This window comes from Propionispira arboris, assembly GCF_900109225.1.
GTDB classification, from domain to species: domain Bacteria; phylum Bacillota; class Negativicutes; order Selenomonadales; family Selenomonadaceae; genus Propionispira; species Propionispira arboris.
In genome coordinates this window covers 159,143-178,513 of record NZ_FNZK01000005.1, presented here as the reverse complement: position 1 = coordinate 178,513, position 19,371 = coordinate 159,143, and the positions used below count along the sequence as shown (strand labels likewise).

18 protein-coding genes are annotated in these 19,371 nt (G+C 37.0%); 1 reads left to right on the top strand and 17 read right to left on the bottom strand.

Annotation, left to right across the window (positions count from 1 at the left end):
* Positions 1-23: 23 nt before the first annotated feature.
* The 8 genes from BMY14_RS21010 to BMY14_RS06840 all read right to left on the bottom strand — a co-directional run bounded on the left by BMY14_RS21010 (position 24) and on the right by BMY14_RS06840 (position 7,990).
* On the bottom strand, positions 24-683 hold the full coding sequence (locus BMY14_RS21010) for an MFS transporter (RefSeq protein WP_281246423.1): 660 nt from the start codon (positions 681-683) through the stop codon (positions 24-26).
* Positions 683-1,411, bottom strand: coding sequence for an MFS transporter (locus BMY14_RS21005; RefSeq protein ID WP_091830384.1), 729 nt, complete (start codon positions 1,409-1,411; stop codon positions 683-685). The genes BMY14_RS21010 and BMY14_RS21005 overlap by 1 nt, the downstream gene beginning before the upstream one ends.
* A 30-nt stretch (positions 1,412-1,441) precedes the next feature.
* Positions 1,442-2,458: a zinc-dependent alcohol dehydrogenase gene (locus tag BMY14_RS06865; RefSeq protein ID WP_091830382.1), complete on the bottom strand. Its 1,017-nt coding sequence runs from the start codon at positions 2,456-2,458 to the stop codon at positions 1,442-1,444.
* Between the two features lie 134 nt (positions 2,459-2,592).
* Positions 2,593-3,378 (bottom strand): SDR family oxidoreductase, encoded by a 786-nt coding sequence (locus BMY14_RS06860; RefSeq protein WP_091830380.1) that lies wholly within the window; start codon positions 3,376-3,378, stop codon positions 2,593-2,595.
* A 71-nt stretch (positions 3,379-3,449) separates the two neighbouring features.
* Entirely contained in the window at positions 3,450-4,430 is a 981-nt protein-coding gene (locus BMY14_RS06855; RefSeq protein WP_091830378.1) for a transketolase family protein, read from the bottom strand.
* A 2-nt stretch (positions 4,431-4,432) separates the two neighbouring features.
* Positions 4,433-5,302: a transketolase gene (locus tag BMY14_RS06850; protein WP_091830376.1), complete on the bottom strand. Its 870-nt coding sequence runs from the start codon at positions 5,300-5,302 to the stop codon at positions 4,433-4,435.
* Between the two features lie 25 nt (positions 5,303-5,327).
* Positions 5,328-6,320, bottom strand: coding sequence for a zinc-dependent alcohol dehydrogenase (locus BMY14_RS06845; RefSeq protein ID WP_218144884.1), 993 nt, complete (start codon positions 6,318-6,320; stop codon positions 5,328-5,330).
* A 221-nt stretch (positions 6,321-6,541) separates the two neighbouring features.
* Positions 6,542-7,990 carry an MFS transporter gene (locus BMY14_RS06840; RefSeq protein WP_091830372.1) on the bottom strand — a complete coding sequence of 483 codons (1,449 nt, stop codon included), beginning with the start codon at positions 7,988-7,990 and terminating at the stop codon, positions 6,542-6,544.
* Positions 7,991-8,442: 452 nt separating this feature from the next.
* On the opposite strand from BMY14_RS06840, the gene BMY14_RS06835 reads away from it, so the two are divergent.
* A complete protein-coding gene (locus BMY14_RS06835) occupies positions 8,443-9,378 on the top strand; it encodes an AraC family transcriptional regulator (RefSeq protein WP_091830370.1) in 936 nt (311 codons plus the stop codon).
* A gap of 1,215 nt (positions 9,379-10,593) precedes the next feature.
* Here the strand turns inward: BMY14_RS06835 and BMY14_RS06830 are convergent.
* The 9 genes from BMY14_RS06830 to BMY14_RS06790 form a co-directional block, all read right to left on the bottom strand.
* Complete coding sequence (locus BMY14_RS06830; RefSeq protein ID WP_091830368.1) at positions 10,594-11,490, bottom strand: PfkB family carbohydrate kinase; 897 nt, start codon at positions 11,488-11,490, stop codon at positions 10,594-10,596.
* 28 nt (positions 11,491-11,518) lie between these two features.
* The gene (locus tag BMY14_RS06825; protein WP_091830366.1) at positions 11,519-12,904 is read right to left on the bottom strand and encodes a purine-cytosine permease family protein; all 1,386 of its coding nucleotides are present in this window, start codon (positions 12,902-12,904) and stop codon (positions 11,519-11,521) included.
* A 159-nt stretch (positions 12,905-13,063) separates the two neighbouring features.
* Positions 13,064-14,062 carry an ADP-ribosylglycohydrolase family protein gene (locus BMY14_RS06820; protein ID WP_091830364.1) on the bottom strand — a complete coding sequence of 333 codons (999 nt, stop codon included), beginning with the start codon at positions 14,060-14,062 and terminating at the stop codon, positions 13,064-13,066.
* A 452-nt stretch (positions 14,063-14,514) separates the two neighbouring features.
* On the bottom strand, positions 14,515-15,228 hold the full coding sequence (locus BMY14_RS06815) for a GntR family transcriptional regulator (RefSeq protein ID WP_091830362.1): 714 nt from the start codon (positions 15,226-15,228) through the stop codon (positions 14,515-14,517).
* Between the two features lie 745 nt (positions 15,229-15,973).
* A complete protein-coding gene (locus BMY14_RS06805) occupies positions 15,974-16,633 on the bottom strand; it encodes a hypothetical protein (protein ID WP_019555632.1) in 660 nt (219 codons plus the stop codon).
* 630 nt (positions 16,634-17,263) lie between these two features.
* Positions 17,264-17,473: a hypothetical protein gene (locus BMY14_RS06800; protein ID WP_143063146.1), complete on the bottom strand. Its 210-nt coding sequence runs from the start codon at positions 17,471-17,473 to the stop codon at positions 17,264-17,266.
* Positions 17,474-17,761: 288 nt separating this feature from the next.
* A complete protein-coding gene (locus tag BMY14_RS06795; protein WP_143063145.1) occupies positions 17,762-18,082 on the bottom strand; it encodes a Rossmann-fold NAD(P)-binding domain-containing protein in 321 nt (106 codons plus the stop codon).
* A 21-nt stretch (positions 18,083-18,103) separates the two neighbouring features.
* Entirely contained in the window at positions 18,104-18,226 is a 123-nt protein-coding gene (locus tag BMY14_RS21000; RefSeq protein ID WP_281246422.1) for a hypothetical protein, read from the bottom strand.
* Between the two features lie 114 nt (positions 18,227-18,340).
* Positions 18,341-19,054 carry a CTP synthase C-terminal region-related (seleno)protein gene (locus BMY14_RS06790; RefSeq protein WP_091830356.1) on the bottom strand — a complete coding sequence of 238 codons (714 nt, stop codon included), beginning with the start codon at positions 19,052-19,054 and terminating at the stop codon, positions 18,341-18,343.
* Positions 19,055-19,371: the final 317 nt, after the last annotated feature.

Here is a 19,371-nt window from a genome sequence, read left to right as displayed (position 1 = left end):
CTCAAATGCTAATTTTCAAGAAACTATTTCTTATTTTCTATCCTTGTATTTTCTAATGCATCAACCATGTGTGCATAGGTCTTTTTATCTAAATTATAAAATATCATGGCAAAACCACCAACAAGTAAAACAATACCACAAACCATGTTCATGCAAATATTAATCGCATTCAGTACCGTTGGACTTTGAATGATATTCGCAGCATATCCTAAGTATCCCAATACCCAGCCAATCACAGCCGTACAAATAGCCATTCCAACTTTAAAGGCAAAATTGATGAATGACGAAATAAATCCTGCTGCACGAATCTGAGATTTATGTTGCGAATATTCCGTCGTATCTGGTACCATACCGAACATTGATGCCAAGCCCAATCCTCCACCAATACCAGTAATGAATGTCATAAAATTATATAGATCAAGCCCTATTTGGGTATGCACGGGCAAAAAAGTCATGATCACCATCAAAACGCCACTGACGAAAAAACTAATCATCGGCAAAGTACGTTTATTATCGACCTTAGCAACCAATGTTGAAAGAGAAAATGCTCCAAAAATTCGTCCTAAATACAATAAACTGGCATTAAAAACAAACAATGACTGATCACCAACAAAATAAGTAAAATAATATAATTTGACAACACCAACCGATGCTTCATAAAAGCCCCAAAAAACAAAGGTAATCAGAAGTATCCAAACCGGTCTATTTTTTTTAATGCATCCATTAATTTGTGAAAATCAAACTCTTCTGTCGGAACATCAACGACTTCCCTAGTATTAAAAAAACAAAACAAATAAAAGGGAAATGCCAATGCTGAAAAAATAAACGCGGCATAAAAAAAACCAGTTGCTGGATTGCCTTGTCCCATCCAATTTACTAAAGGAAGCATTGCTTGTGAAAGAACCAATGTGGCGACGAATGCAGCTGTCATGCGGTAACTAGCCAAACTTGATCGGGTATCACCATCAAGTGTCAATGCTGCCGGCAGTGCACTGTATGGGTTGTTTACACAGGCATACAACGTCACTAAAATAAAATAGCAAGCAGCAGAATAACACGCCTTTATGATCAGCGATTCTCCCGTCAACGTCGTAAAACACAATACATTTACAATCAACATTGGTATACATGCAAACAGAATCCACGGCCGATAATGCCCCCATTTTGATTTTGTATGATCAGCCAAAATGCCAACCACGAGATCAAGTATTGCATCCCATAGTTTAGAAACCAGCATAAATGTTCCGCATAATGCAGCAGGAATCATCACAACATCTGTCCAAAAAAACATTAAATAGGAACTGACAAGTGCCCAACTGAAATTATTGGCAAAGTCACCAGTTGCATAGGAAAGTTTCTTCCATGGAGATAGTTTAATTTTAGACTGTCCTATATTATTAATTAAGGACATGGATTATTCCCCTCCATCCTTGTACATATACTATTTGCTGCAATCTAATAAAATTTTAGGATAAATTGATTTTTTAAATACTTCAAAGCTTTCAACGGCTTCACTGAGTGGCATAACTTTACCGATAATCTTATCCATCTGCAATCTTGGAATTAAATTAATTGTACGCGGCATAATCGTCGTCGTTGTAAACACGGTTTGAATTCTGCCTTCTTTCATATATAAATCATATAAATTTAAAGGCATTGTATATTGCGGCGGATACACTGCAAAATAAACCATGGTTCCGCATTTTGCCAACACTTTTAATGTCGGTTCAGCAGCTTGGGGGGAACCCGACATTTCAAATACATAGTCAAATCCACAACCATCTGTGATTTCTGCGGCCCGCGCTACAAGGTTCTCATTCATCGGATCAATTACATATTGTGCCCCCATATCTAGTGCCAATTGTCGTTTAGGACCAACCGGGTCAGAAGCCGTAATTTTAGCCCCGCCACTCAATAGAATCATATTTAACATAATTGAACCTATTCCGCCAATGCCGGAAATGAGAACCGAAGCGCCATGTTTGATACCTACCAAGTCCATCGCACGGACGGTACAGTTTGCCGGTTCAACTAAACAATATGCCATCAAATTAGCATCGTCTGGAATTTTAAATATCGCGCTGATATCTGTAACCACGTATTCAGCAAAAGCACCGGTTGTTTGGGAATTTTCACAATATTGCGGTTGACCTTTTGTACATGCAGGACAAATTCCGCAATGCGTCACCGGATAAAGACATACCTTATCACCAATTTTTAAACCACTTTTTTCTGTACCTGCCCCAAGTTCCTCAATCACGCCGGAAGCTTCATGGCCCAAAGGCATTGGCGGTTTGGCACCTAACAGCCCCATTGAAACTTGATGAATATCCGTTGCGCATAAAGCAGTATATGCGATTTTAACTCTGACCTGATTACGTTCTACTTTTGGAATTTCCACATTGCGTAATGCAACTTTATTTTTAGCAGTAAACCATAACTGTTTCATTGTTGACATAGGATATCATCCTTTCAATATTATAGAATAATTATCAATATAGGGTGCGTTTTCTTTAGATTATAAATTATCTTCAAACTTCAATCCAGTATCAGTCATATCATTAATACCAACACGAATTTTTAGTTTATCATTTACAAAGTGGTGGTAAAACCGCCGTCGATACTGATATTCCATCCGTTCACATAATCAGAAGCCTTGCTCGCTAAAAATACTGCTGTACCCATTAAATCATCGAGTTCACCCCAGCGTTCCATCGGTATGCGTTTGGTAATTTTATTATAGAAGCTGGGGTCTGCACGCAGATCTTTATTAACTTCCGTTGCCAAAAATCCGGGGCAGATTGCATTGGTCTGAATATTATACTCTCCCAGCTCGTTGGCAAAAACTCTGGTCATCCCTATAACACCATGTTTTGCTACGGTATAAGGTGGGCATTTTTTGTCCGCTGTAAAAGAAAGTGCAGAACCGATATTGATAATTTTACCGTTTTTCTGTTTTATCATTACATTAGCAATCTCATGGCTAAGATAGTAAACAGAATTTAAATCTATATCAATGCATTGCTTCCATGCAGAATCCGGATATTCGGTAAAATGCGCAAATTTACTTACCCCGGCGTTATTTACCAGCACGTCTATTTTTCCATATTCCCTGATACAGCCAGCCACTACCTCCTTCCTGTAATTTGGATCGGTTAAATCGCCCTGAATAAAGGAAACTTTTTTGCCCTCTGCGTTAATCAATTCTTTAATTTCACGAATATCATCAGTAAAGTGAGGAATATATAAATCAGCACCTGCCTTAGCAAATGCAACCGCATAGGCCATACCTAATCCCTGGTTTGCCCCTGTCACAATGGCGGTTTTTCCCTTTAAACTAAAATAATCCATAGAGAACCGACTTAATTGTTCATTCATGATTCATACCTCCAATTTTAATGATAGGTTTATAAATGAAGATTTATAGAGGAAAGGTTTCTGTACAAATATCATTTATTTTGCTTTTTCATTAATTTTACTATTTGTCTTGCAATGCCCTCTGGATTCATTCCATAGTACTTATATACTTCATCCGGATCACCAAGTACCGCAAATTCATCCGGTAAACCAATTCTCTTGAATTTACCGCAGAAACCTTCTTCCAGCAGAAATTCAGCAACTGCACCGCCAAGTCCCCCATTAATAGAGTGCTCTTCTACTGTTACGATATTTCCAGTTTCTTTTGCACATTTTAAAAGCATATTAGTATCTAGCGGTTTGATTGTATGCATATCAATGACGCGTGCATGAATTCCATGTTTTTCTTTTAACAATTTTGCCCCCATCATGGACCAGTAAACACTGGATCCCGCGGAAATAATAGTTAAATCAGTCCCCTGTACAGTTTCAATTGCCTTGCCGAATTCAAATTCATAGTTAGTATCCGCATATACATTCGGAGAGCCGCCACGGTCAATACGAATGACCATTGGTCCTTTGAATGACATAGATTGTCGGATCACCTTACAGCACTGTCCTGCATCTGCAGGCACAACAATCGTAAGGTTTGGAATTGCACGGTATAGCGCAAGGTCGGCAATACAGTTATGCGTTGGTCCACCTCCCGCCGTTACGCCGGCATGGGTGCCGATGAGACGAACGTTGACGTCATTATACGCGATATCCGTATGAACCTGATCAGCCGCTCTCAATGGAAGAAATGGTCCAAACACTTGGGCGAACACAGTCTGTCCTGACAGCGCGAGACCGGCCGAAGCACCAACCTGATTGGGTTCTGCAATTCCAAAATTAAAGCAGCGATCGGGGTATTTTTGGATAAACTTTCCTGCGCTGGATGATGGTGCCACATTATCACTGTAGGTAAATACAAAATCAAGCCCATCATTTGCCATTTTCATCAATTCTTCACCATATGCTTCTCTTGCATTTGATAACATCTGATCAAAATCAAAAGTAGATTTTACCGCCATGGTTATCTCACCTTCCTATTCTTGTTCACCGAGGTCAGCGCTTCATCTAGTTGTTCTTTCGCAATAGCGCCGCCATGCCATTTTACATTGCCTTCCATAAAATCAACTCCCTTACCTTTAATGGTATTGGAGATAATAAAAATAGGTTTTCTTCTCGAAACCGGATCTGCCGGAGCAAGCGATTGTAATGCTTCGCAGACCGCATACATATCATTCCCATCAATGCTGATGACATCCCAACCGAATGCCTTAAGTTTTTGATCCAGCGGATTTATATTCATAACCTGTGCAGTGAGCCCGGTCATCTGCAGTTTGTTTTTGTCCACAACTGCAACCAAATTGCCAAGTTCGTAATGTCCGGCGGCCATGATCGCTTCCCAATTGCTTCCCTCATCCAATTCGCCGTCTCCCACGATGACAAAGGTCCTCCAGTTTTTCTTTTGTTTTCTCGCTCCCAGTGCCAGTCCCAGCGCGATCGGGAGACCATGCCCCAGCGAACCTGCCGAAGCCTCAATTTGCGGTACGTATTTTCTGTTGGAATGCATGCCAAATTTTGCGGTACTCAGCGTTTCAAAATGCTCTACCATGTAGTCCATTGTATAGCATCCCATATCCGAAAAAATGGTATATAAGGTTTCGCTGCAATGCCCTTTGCTGAGTATCAATCGATCACGGTCTTCCCATTTTGGATTTTTCGGATCATAGTTCATATATTTATAGTAAAGTGCTACAGCCATATCCACAATGGAAAGTTCTCCTCCCAAATGTCCCATGCCTATACGGTAAATGAAATTCAACAGATCTTTTCTTATTTTAAATGCTTTTTCTTCCAGTTGTTTTACCATTTCAATGTCTATATTATATTGATACATATGATTTTTCTCCTTTACTGTATATTTATTCTTTTTCAAATGAATTACATTGGATCAGAATCTTCGGGTATTTTCCTTCTACTTGCATAGCAAAAGCTTCCTCTACCTGATCAATCGGATAAACTTTGGCAATAAAATCTTCAAGCTGCATTCTAGGCAGTAACTGCAATGCTCTTGGGAACGCATAAGGCGCCACATATAGTCCAGTAATCGTCAGCTCATTAAAATAACAGTATTGATAAAGGTTAAGAGGCATTTCAAATGTATTTGGATACATGGCTGCATAAATCAGCTTGCCGCCTTTGGCAGTAATTTGGGGCAGATTATTCACTGCTTTTACGGAACCGGAACAGTCGATTACCACATCAAAACCACGACCGTTGGTCAGTGACATTGAAACCTCTACCACATCCTGTGTCAAAGGGTCAATGACATAGTCAGCACCATATTTCACTGCGAAGTCACGTCGATTTGAAATCGGTTCAATCAGTGTCAGAGAGGTTGCTCCATACATTTTTAGTGACTGTATTGCCAACAAACCAATCGGTCCGCCTCCGCAAATGGCAACCCTTTGCCCAATTTTCATCCCGATTTTATCCATAATTCGAACTGCTATGGATACCGGTTCAAGCAAACAGCCAATTTTCAGGCTTACATCATCAGGTAGTTTATAAACCTGGGATTCGTGCCAGACAATATATTCGCTCATACCCGGGTGATTAGAATCATTGCCGTATTCACAGAACTGCTGCTGCCCATTTTGACAATAATAGCACGTACCGCAGAATTTTAGAAAATTACCCGCGATGCGGTCACCGACCTTCAGCCCTTTCTTTGTAGCGTTTTTACCCAATTCCATAATTACGCCTGAAACCTCGTGTCCTATTCCAAATGGAACATCCCACCCGAAAATGTTTTCTACCAAATGCGGATCGGAACCACAGATGGCACAATAAGCCACTTTGATTTTAACATCCTCGTCACCTATGAGTTGTTCGGGAATGTCCACTACCTGCACTTTTCCGCGTGTGGCTTCATTCGGATCCTTTAGACTTCCGACTTTAATAACAGAAACACTTTTCAAAATAAAAACCTCCTCTGTTTGTTGAATAGAAATATCTGGTTGAATACAAACCACTATAAATATCGCCAGTCATTTGGCTGTGGCATCCACTTCGGTTTACTGCCTTAAATGACAGAGAAATACATCAGCACACATTTTCTCTTTTTGATGTAGTCTCATATCCGCGGATTTTCTTCCATATCCTCCAGCAGTTCATATTTTGCGACACCCTGGGTATTTTTATGACGTATATCCAATTCAGCCATAATTGAGGTAACGCGGTCTTCCGTGAGAGAGTAAAAAAGATAGAAGATAATGAGTGTCACAATGCACACCATTGCCGGCAAACCAGATGACATGAATAAAATTCCATCTTTCGCTTCTTGAGTCTGCTGTATATTGGGAACATAACGGACACTTGCCAATATCCATGCGGGAATGACTCCGCCGACAGCCATGGATACCTTTAATCCTAGTGTAATCAGCGTGTACACAATGGCCGGGTATCTTTTACCGGTATTGTATTCCGCATATTCAACATCGTCCGGGATGATGGACCATAGGCTGCCCATTAATAAACCATAGCCAAGGGCACTGATTGTTTTGCAGGTCATGATCATGAAGATTTGAGAATAAGGTACTACATACAAGGCTGCACATCCTACAGCGCCAAAAAAAAAGCCTAGCGCAACGGTGTTTTTCTTATGTATGGTCCGAAACAGTAGCGGTACAAAAGGTACGGAAATCACAGATGGCAAAACATTTAATACACTAAATATTGCCACAAGATCCGGTCTGTTGACGTTATAAGTCATATAATAAATACCTGCTGTAGATGTGATCGTTGAAAAAGCATAAGCACCTACAAACAGCAAAAAAAGAATGACTCCCGGTTGATTATGTGTAATCTGATATATATAATTTTTTAAGGTAACGGGGTCGAGATGGGATCTAATTTTAATGCGCTCATGCACTGTAGTGTAGCTATAAAACAAGATGGAACATGTAATACATACAAGCAGCACCATAGTCAGTTGATAGCCAAGCGCAGTATCTCCCTGCCCGAAAAGTTTTGAAAGGATCGGAATGAACAGGGCAACAACCACACCGCCACTCTGGGCAAAGGTCATTCTGACTGAATTTAGTTTTGTCCTTTGTACAGGGTCGGCGGTCATAACGGTAGTACAGGATATATAAGGATTAATGATGAACGTATATAATGTATTCAATAGAAAATATGTCACATAAGCCCAAGCTAATTTCCCATCATGTCCCAATTCGGGAACTGTAAATGTTAGAATTGCAATAATGCCGAATGGTATAGAGCCATACGCAAGGTATGGTTTATACTTGCCTGTTTTTGGATTCATTCTTTCAGCAATAACGCCCATCAAGGGATCCCAGATGAGATCCCATCCTCTGGCGATAAAATATAAGAGTGATACTTCTGCGGCGGACAGACCATATACATCCGTGTAAAAAAAGGTAATAAACATAAGCAGTGATTGAAAAACCAAATTCATCCCGCCATCGACAAGCGAATAACCTACTATTTCTTTTCTGCCAAGCTTATAAAAACCGGGGTTGGGAGCGCTTTTTTCGAATAGATTCAGAGATTTTCCCATATTACACCAACTCCATTTTATTATTTTATGAATGAAGGATTCAGAGGACTTGCTCGATGCAAATAATTGATTGAGACATTTCTCTATGACGAAGAGATGCTGATACTGCGTTTGCCATGTCACCTCACTTCATTGCAATTTTTTTATTCTGTTATTATTTTAAATTAAATAGATTTTTCTAACAATATCTGAAAAAGATAGGTATAATAATATAGAGGTCTTTTTTAAAGAACGTATATACATTATTTTAAAAATTTGGAATAATCTGATTAATATTATCCTTGTATTATCCTATAAATTACATATGAACTTACCCCGAAAAAATTGCAATCGTCGAAACAGACATTTTAAGCAACAAGTAAGTCCTTTTCCAACTTAATTAGTTGCAACTAATTAAGTTGGAAAAATATTCTGTGGATACGAAAAAAATGGGATGGAGTTGAATATATCAGATGTATAGGCAGGCAAATAAATTATTATACTTTCCTTTTTTAGTGCAAATTCCCATGTCTAGTTTTTATTTTGAAGTGAATTATACTGAGCTTCTGGATAACAGCGCTGTAGAATTCTCTCATAATCATTGTGATTATGAAATTTATTATGCTCTTGAGGGAATTTCAAAAATTCGGGTAAATAGCCGGATCGTTGCTTTATCCCCAAAACGCTTTCTGCTGATTGCACCGGGAGTACAGCATGGTTCCATTTACGAGCCAAATGTACAAAAACAATATTTTGTTATGGTGTTCAACTATCATGAGCGCATTAGTACTCATAAGCAAGATTCTTCCCAATTTGAAAAAGAGTTTATGGATTCCATTTTCGATACCATCAAAAAAAGAGAATATTTTGTAGCTGCAGACCAGAGCCAATTTGGAGGGTTGATTCCAAAAATACAAGAAGAAATACAATACAAAAGCCTTGGCTGGCAACTTATGATGCGCAATTATTATTTCGAATTTATAATTAATGCGTTTCGCAATATCATTCCGCCCACGCCAGTTTCAACCGAAAAAGAACAGGTTCATTTAACAATGGCAATTGAAATCACTAAATTTATGCATGCACATTACAACGAAAGCATTACATTAACTGATGTAGCTAATGCGCTGCATGTTACCCCACGCCACATCAGTCGACTTTTTGAAAAATATTTTGGAACAAGCTTCGGTAAAACCCTAAGCATATATCGACTGAATTACGCTAAAAATTACTTATGCGATACGAATTACTCTATCGAAAAGATTGCCCAACTTGTTGGCTTTTCTTCAGCGCAAACACTGTTTAAACTTTTTAAAGAATGGGAAGAACTTAGTATTTCACAATACCGAGTGCTCCATCAGTTTAAAGGGACATCCGACAAACGCAGCAAGTATCGTTTGCCACAGTAAAAACAATTTTATTATTCATTTCCGCTTGTACAAAAATATCAGATAAAATAAATGTATATGGCAACGTAAATGGTTATTGAAAATAACGTGAAGTAGTTACCGTTAGTTGTGTATAAATTACATAGACTAAGACGTATTACAAATTAATCAATAAATTGCTTCTTTCTACACTGAGTTGAAAAGGTAGTTTTCAGGTCTTAGAATTTTTTTACGTAACATTTCAAAACTACACCATCCATACATACTTCGTTTAATAGCCTTTAATTATTGATACTTTCTTCTGCTAAACCATTATTATAATCAATCGTACTACATTGCATTTTTTGCTGCCGTTATGTCTAGGGTTATACCGTTGATGAATGCGCATGAAGAAAGATGACATGCGTAATCAACAACTAAAACCACCTACAATATCTACCAGTTCGGTGTGGATGCAGAATATGCCTTATATGTAGTTCGTGTTCCTCAAACCAGAACTTTGCCGCCAATTTCCTTCAGATTCCACCTCACGATGGACACCCTTATCTTAAACTAACGGTTGGCACTATCAAACCCCTGTATCGAACTTTCACCGACGAGTAAACGCCCATGCCGGGCGCACCAAATAAGTCCGACGAAAATTTTTCGTCGGACTTATTTACACATTATTTGCTTTTATAAGGACCTTGCAAAACACAATTATTAATCAATTATGCCCAAAACCCATTGACTAAAGTGTGCCAAAAATCCTGAACACATTGAATTTACTGGTCAACCATCTGTATCGATTGTCGAACCACTTTGGTTATATAAAATGCGACTAATATTGTTTTTATCTTATAGAAATTTTAATCGTATTGAAATTACTACCTAATACGCAGCCAGAGATAGCAATTTCTTTATTATCAGATACACGTTTCTAACGTGGACCTGGCCTTATTTTATCTGTCCGGTTTAGGGTAACCTATCCAGAGTCTAAATTTTTGTCCGCACCCCCAAGAAGTATGCGGATTTTTATTTGGGAATCTCTCAAATCTAGAAATAAAAATCAATACTTGCAAGTCTCCCTTTAGATTGTTAAAATATAATTCATTCTACTATAAATCAACCGAATTATAACACTATGCAATGAATAAAACTATCATTCATTAGACATATATTTCGAAAAAACGATTTATGAATCATTCTCCTTACCAATCATAACTACCCCTTAATGACAATAGCAAATTGAACTAATTACAGAACACAACATCCAACATGTTGGACAACTCTAGATGCAATATCATTTGCTAATACACAGGCATCTCTCAATTCATAGCCTGCAGCAATTCCAGCAATAAAAGCGGCTGTATGTGAATCTCCTGCACCAATAGTATCAATGGCTTTCACTATTTGTACAGGAACCAATTCGGATTTTCCCGACGTATAGCATAAAGTCCCCTTGCTTCCCATTGTTACAATTATCGGATTTTGCGTAACAGCATACAGCTGCTCTACAGCCAAAAATATATCCTCATTTTCTGCCAAAGCTTTTGCTTCCTGCTCATTAAGTTCAAGAATCGTGTTCATTTTTAAAACTTCATCTTTAAATCTTTTCCCAATAAGACGTGGTCCCGGGTCAAGAATCAACTGACAATCCATTCTTTTATGCCGAATAAATGACAAAATAACGTCCCCACTATCATTCGCGTCTTGAAACCCATAACCTGAAATGTAAATATAATCATATATCTGTATATCAATATTTTCAAACCAGGAAGATGACCATTTAGTTTCAATACCATCTACTGTAATAAAAGTTCTCTCTCCATCAGCCTCTACTAAAGACAAACTATATCCATTATCTGCACTAGTATCTTCTATCAAAATCGATTGATTACGATTGTATAATTCACTTTTTATAATATCTGCATATGGACCATTCCCTACCGGTACACATAAATCATGTTTTATTTGAAGATGTTTTAATATTTTAGCTACATTGTATGCACATCCACCAACATTCTGACCTTTTTGCACACCAGTAATATCTTCTCCAGCTTTTGGTAAACGTTCAATATTAATAATAACATCAATAACCGCTGAACCTAAAATTAAAATTTTCTTATTTGAAACAAGTTTTTTATTTTTCATATGCTTTTCTCCATTTTATTCTCTTCCATTATTTTTGTATGCTAATGTCAGCTGTACTGTCCTCACCATTATGTAAATTCAAAAAGAAATATAAAGTTCCACTAATAATCAATGTCAACAATACATTCAGACTATTACCCTCAAAAATCCCCGCAGAAAATGGTCCATTAAAGAAAAATGTCTTAGAAAATAACAATCCTATTACAAATCCAACAATCCAGCTGATAACCCCTTTATAATTAATTTTATTTTTTTCCGGATTACTAAGTAGTTCTTCTGAATATCCCTGTTTTTTGCGCAACATCAGATAATCCACTAGAAATACCGATGACCATGCGGCTAACAGCTTTCCAATAATGCCAAGAAAACCTTCTAAAGTTCCTTGAAAATCCTGTGCTACAAATAAGATATAAATTGGAATAATCGTAATGACCAATGCCTGGAAAATAAAAATCATTGCTTCGTTCAAAATAAGATTCGCTGCCTTTAAAACAAGCTTAGAAGATTTCAGTCCTAAAAAGCATTGAGGTGTAAGTCCCCCAACTGCTGTGATGTAATATACCATCGCTAATTGTGTGGGTAAAGCACCTTTTATAACTTCAATTGGATTTGCTGAATTCGCCAAATCAGGCACTTGTGTAGAAAGTAATATTCCAACCATAATCATTAAGACTAACGGAACGACACCGCCTAAAGTAACAGCCCAAGCAACTTTCCTTGAAGAATTCATGGGTGCTTGATGACAACTATAATCCGCAGCATAACTAGTCCAGCCAATACCGGTTCCTGCCATAACAAAAGCTAATGCCGGCAAAAAGTTTCCCAACCAATCACCACTCGGCATAGCAGACAAAACAGCCCAGTTTGTTTTTGGAATTATGACGAATAGAATCACCAAAGTCAAAAAGCCAAACAAATACGTACATCCCGTCTGTATTTTCACTAACATTTCATGACTGAAAAAAACAGAAATAAGAACCAATGCAATAAAAATTGATAAACTCACTCCCATGATCATCGGAGTTGATTGAATTCCCAGAGTCAAAAACAAAGCTAGTAATGTCAACGTTCCTGTACAAACATTAATCGACAGCCATCCCGCATGTCCAATAAGAGCAGCAATTGCCGGTATAAGATTTCCTTTAAAGCCAAAAGACGCACGTGAAAGCACAAAAGTCACAGCTCCTGTATCTTTTCCTGCGAGACTCATTAGACCTACTATTCCATAAGAAAAAGACCCTAAAATAGTAACTAATACAGACTGAAAAAAACTTAATTTAAATCCTAATACAATAGCACCATATACAAGTCCAAGAATCCCCATATTTGCCGCACAATAAAGGAAAAAAAGCCCAAAAGGTTTATCCTGTCTTTCATCTGCCAACAAAAATACTTTTTCTTTCTCTGCTACCATGATTATTCCTCCTCATATATCTTAGTTTTCTTCTGGAATTTCTTTATCTCTCAGTTTTTCATATGCACAAGAAGTACATATATAGATGTATGTATACTCCTTTCTAAATCTTTGCTCTGATAGAATAAAATCTGATGACCTGCTCCTTAAAAGTGTGCTTTAATGGTTTTTTCTTCTATGTTGCAACAAGCTTTCTGCATACGGTAAAAAATCAATTTTATTACTCTCATTTAATGTTTTTATCAAATATGAATCAAAATTTTTCACCCCATACTTTGCTCCACATATAGCTACGGCCATTGCACCAATTGTATCCGTATCACCGCCCAAATTAGCACAAGATATACTGCATTCTTTTGGTTCACGATTAAAATATGCCATAGCAATAGCTGCTGGAACCGCCTCACTCGTCATAGTTGTTGTTCCAATCAAATCATAAATTGACTGCGTAAAACCGGGTTCATTCCCTCGGTATTTATCTGCCAAACTCAATGCAAGTTCCAAACGTGCAGCCAAAGATGCACTATATGTTTCATGTCCGAATTTCATAGCAATTGGATAAATCGAGAACACATTATTGATTATATCCTCCCAACTTTTATCCTCTATTGCAGAACTCACCGCTGCAGCGATCATTGCAGCACCAGCAATCGCCACATCCGTTTTATGCGTTACCTCACTAATATGAAATACATATTCTGCTAATTTCTCTTTTTCCGCACTAGGAAACAAACACCCTATTGGTGCTATCCGCATTGCTGCACCATTTGTTACTGCCTTAACGGTATAAATTTCAGGATCCATATTATCTTGAATTGCTCGCAACGCAGCCTTTGAACTTTGTCCAAGAATATTTTTATCAAAAGCATCTGTCTTTAAAGCCCAAGCAATAAGGTTTTTAGCAATTACCTTTCGATCTGGAACATAATTATTCTCTATCAACGAGTCAATAATTACTAATGCCTGCGCCGTGTCATCCGTAAATTCACCACGTTTCAAACCAATAGCCGCAGGATTTTCCGATGGGCTATCTAAAAAATCAGTAATTCTTCCACCAAAAAATTCTCTTATCTTCCTACGACTCCAAAGTTCTGATGGCATTCCCATCGCATCACCTAATGCCATCCCATATAAAGCACCTAATATACGTTCTCTCATATAATTCCTCCAAATTATTATATCGCAATCAACTCATACAGTTGTGCGTACAAGTTAATTGTAATATAAATATTTAATTATGTCAATATTCAATTAACTTGTATTAATTAAATTATGAATTGAATATTTTTCGCTTGAAAAAGAATGTTTGTTATGCCTAAAATGTATAACAAAAAGACATCCCCGGTAAAAAGATGCCTGCTGATATTATTCTATTTCACGTGAGATTAAATAAAGAAATTTCAACCTCTTGTATATACATCAATATACTGTTCGTAATTAAATGGAATAAACTTGACGTCAACCGCGCCGATATGTCCGCTTTTATAGCATTTAGTCCAATCTGACGCAATGGTATCATCAAGTACTCACTCATTCTTTATATAATCTTACGAAATAAACAGAACTTCATTATATTAAAAATAAAACTTTCTTTGCAAAAATGGCTGAAATCATTTATCATTTATTGACATATTAGTAATAATATGCATCTTTACATTTGGATTATAAACAACATCTACTCGTTCAATCTCAATATTTTTATCACTATAAATAGACCCTTTCACTCGCACCAATGGAACATCTTGGTCATATGCTAATATTTCACGAGTCCACGCTGTACTAGACACCGCGCTGACCTCAAGCGATGCTGTTTTGGGAATAATATTATAATCTTTTTTCATCACATTATATAAGGAAAGCAGAGAAAAATCTTTTTTTTCAATCCCTTTAAACAACTTCAATGGAGTTAGCGATGTATCAATCGTATACCATGAAACACTTAAATTAGTTTCCATACCTCTAGCGCGTACCATTTTAAAAAACGAGTGTCCATCCACTTCAATAATAGCTTTATCCAAAACACGAGATACTGGTATTTGCTCTTTCGACATTGCATAATTTGTAAAACCACTAAAATTCCACATACTATGCGTTATATCTTGAAAGTTTACAAAAGTCCCTTTTCCCTGTTCTTTTCGCAACAATCCTTCATAAACAAGATTGCTCAATGCTTTACGTATTGTCGTTCGCGTAACAGAATAAGTCCCCATCAATTCAGTTTCTGAAGGAATTTTATCTCCATTATGATATTGTTTCGTAATTATTTTATCCTTTATAATATTTTGCAGTTGTACATACTTCGGTACTGCTAGATTATTCAACATAGAAAATCACATCCTTACTTAGAATTCCGCTCCAAGCCTTTATTTAATAACCAATATATACGACTTATTGTATCATCTTCTATTAATAAATTACAAATAAATATTTTCAACTAAAAAGTACCATAAACAGAATTTTAGGCAATAATCCATTACATTGTAACCATACCAGTAAACAGTGTAACACGGTATTAAATCTTGCTTTTACATTATTAATGAAAACAAGACCGCTGCACATCTACTGATGTCCAGCGACCTTGCATGAAAAATCAGCAAATCGCCTATATACGAAACTGACTTCTTGTCGTTTCATCTAAAAATGATATGTCCCCTTATACCCCATTAACCGAAATAGGGAATTTCATTTCATACATAACTTCATAAGTCAATTACTTAATGTACCCCATATACTGTTTTGTGATCGATATATGATAATGTCTTACTAAGTGCCAATGGGGACATGTCTATTTTGTCAGCTTTTTCAATATTATAATGGTACCATAAATCAAGACATTTCCTGAACATGATTATAATAAATCTACTATCCTGAAATTCTGAAAGCTGATTCGTTATATCCCTGTACAGAGCCGACTGTGTTTTTGGATTGTGTCGTTTCGATTCCATCCAGTGCTTTTTTTGCATTTCAGTTCCGATTGTGAAGCCAACCCGCCTCCCCATCAGACCGGACTCTTTTCCTTATAGTATCGCTTTTATTGACAAAAAAAGACACGTCTCCATGGTGCCCCCCTTATTTTGTATAGAAAATGCTGCTTTTATATCTCCCCTGCCAATCATTATAATTGGTATATTTGAGCCACCCTGCCTTATCTTCATTAGTTTTTACACAAATCCAAAAATCGTTTTCAGGTGCAGCTATAGCTTCGTAATCTCCCCAATTGTTGTATCCCTTCCCACCTCTATAAGAAACAGCCAGGCCTTGAATACCATCACCTGGTACATATAAAACTTGATTTTCATACCAAGCTAAATAAAGCCCTTCTCCAGTATAAGCCAAAAGGTAAATATAATCCCCTTTCTGTGGAAGCAGTTTATTTCCATTCATCCTAGATAAGTCTCGATATAAATTCGGCTCCATCGCTCTAATATAAACTGGATATCTCACTGGATACGTATAGAGAACCGTCGTCACTAACTCAACCTCGTCACCGGGTTCAATTACACCATATTCTGCGGCTTCTTTGGGAAACTCTGATAAATATTGCTTGATTCGCGTTGTAGTATATTTCCCAAATGGACTATCAATATCTGCTGGCCACCTATGTTCAATATTAAATATTTCTGGAGGTGGACTTTGTGCATAAGCATTTTGTCCTGTCACTAATAACCCTAGAGACATCCACACTAAATAACCAATACAGAACCTAAAGAACCATTCCTGTTTTTCCATAGCATTATCCCCTCGGTTTTTATGTAACATTATCGTTTGATAATGAAAAAATCTTCTCAAAACCATTATTTCCATATTTTTTATGTAAATTCCTTCATTAATTAGCGTTATCAGAAAATCTCATGCATCAACTACCAGCGGAATACACTGATACTTACCGAATTTTCTAAAAGTTGTAAAATATTTTAGAATAAAGCTTCTTATAAACATAAATACTCTATTTCCCAAACCACCTTTTTATATAGCACTTCTGGTAGTTGTATTTCAGGGGCCAACAGGGAAGGTTCTAATACCCTTAATTGTATTGAATTTTTCAAATTTAGTTGGTTATTCAAATAGCAAAAACGACACGTTAAAGCTGTCACGCTTTAGGTCTATCCGTCTAACCTTTTTTATTCATAAGAAAAGCACCAGTCCGAACCTAATCAACGTTCAATTTCTGGTGCTAATAAATTTTTTATTTCAGTATCTTTCTGAGCTTTTTTCCAAAGTTCTTTGCTCTTAACCAGAGAGCTCCAAATTACTTAAGCCTATAAAGCTTGGACTGTATAGCTCAAAAATTTTCCACTTTATAACTATCAACTTGATTTATGAGCATATTTTTTAAGACATTTTTTTTTGGTACATATCCTATAACTTCCATCCGGTTCCTCTTTTTAATACCCCACTTTCAAGTGCATTATTCCAATTTAGCATCACAGCATACGCTAATGCATCAGATTCTTCTGGAGATCGTGAATCAACGGTTCGAAAAGGGCGCTTAGGCCTCATGGATAATATTCCACTAGTCCGTTTTTTTACATCTTTAATCCAACCATCTAATAATATTTCTGATGCCATAACGTGCCCACCATTCCATATTTTTATTGGTAAATTGTTTAGCAAATGAAAATTTTCGTGATTACCATCGACAAAAACGGTTGTATAGGGCTGTTTCGCAAGCCAATTCAACCGTTTTTTGTCACCCCAAGACTTGCCGTATTTAGCAGACCACCACGGCAGTACGCTTTAGCAAACCGTTCTCGTGGCTCACCGTGAATATCACCTGTGATGTAAATTGCCATTGTCAGCACCTCGTCTTTGTATAATTCATAATACGCCCGTTATTTTGCAGGCTTAATATGGATTTTACGCTTTTAGTAAGTAATTCGCTTCATAATCCATAGCCACACCATATTCGTTCAATACCTTGCCTTGGTGATGCTTTCCATCCGTTAAAAGGTCAACAATGACCTTGCCCCCTTGCGGAAGGGTCTTCATGAATGATCCTGTCATATTTCCGTTCAAATCAGTCGTAATCCCGCCCGGCATCACACCAAATATTTCAACTGAGATATTATTTTTTGTATAGTACGCACCAAAAGCCGCAATCATTGAGTTTAATGATGCTTTACTGGTCATATAAGCGAAAGGTGCAAAGAAATCACTGGCAACTGTTGGAATGCTCAAATTTAAGCTCCGCCACGGCTGCTAAGCCACGTTTCTCACTCCGTGTGCTCCCAATAAGATTGACCAACCTTGTTGACCTAATTGACGGGCAGTTTCAAAACCAATCCCTTTATTTGCACCGGAAATTAATACTTTGTTTATCATAATATCGCTCCTTTGTTTTCACGATTTTGACTACTTTATCAGTGACGCTTATATAACCACCTGTTGAAAACACCACTCTGATGAGCCTCGCTATTCACAATATTTTCTAGTACGTCAATAACGCTTTAAATGGAATTCTTTCGAACAAGTTAAGTATGTTAAAATAAGTTTATGAGGATTTGTAGGTAATGAGCTTAGTTGAGGTTGAAATAATGTAGCTATATAAAATTTATTTTGGGATAATTCAAGTATTCTTACTTCATCTTGCTCATCTGTGCCGACTACTTTAAAACCACTTTCATCCATCCATTGTCGATATTTAGGATTGAGTCCAAAGGTACAACTAAAACGTTCCTCAATCTCTGTTTTATTATAGTATTTGTAAATCATCGAATTTTTATTTACAAAAACCTTACGTGTTTCTCCAATCAAAGAGCATGATAGCGGAGTTATAATTAAATTCGAAGCATCTGGGTTATATTCCGCATGTTGTACATCATTTAATCCTAATTTATTCCGTGCATACTCAATGACTGTATATTGAAAACCTGCACATGTCCCAATAAATGGATAATTATTTTTTCTTGCAAATTGAATTGCATTTAATGCACCCTTTTCACTCTTATATACACCAGGTGCGCACCAAAATCCATCAAAGCCGCTAATATGATCGATATTTCTTTCCAAAGACTCAGTATTTAACCATTGTATTTTTATTTTAATTCCTAAATAATTCGCACAGTGATTTAATGCTTCGTTTGTCGCCTTATGGGATTGACGTTCTAAATCAAAATCTCCAATTATTCCAATTTCAACAAAATTATCCACATTTATTTCTCCTTAAATAAATATCACCATTTCTGATAGTATAACACTTTCCCGCATGTTACGAATATCTTCCATTCTACCATAAAAAAAAGCTGTCAAATGTTGATATGATATGCTACCCCTCTATAGGACACAAATGCTTTAAGAAGGTTTATTCTTAGGGTTCTATAACAAATGTCGAGGTAAGCAAAAAACAAATTGCTTACCTCGACATATTTTTTGTACAAATGAATTATTAAGGTAACGACCTATACGCCAAATATAGTCTGCAGCTAATTGTCAAGAATGCAAAGTGTCTTATTTAAAGCCGTGTAAGG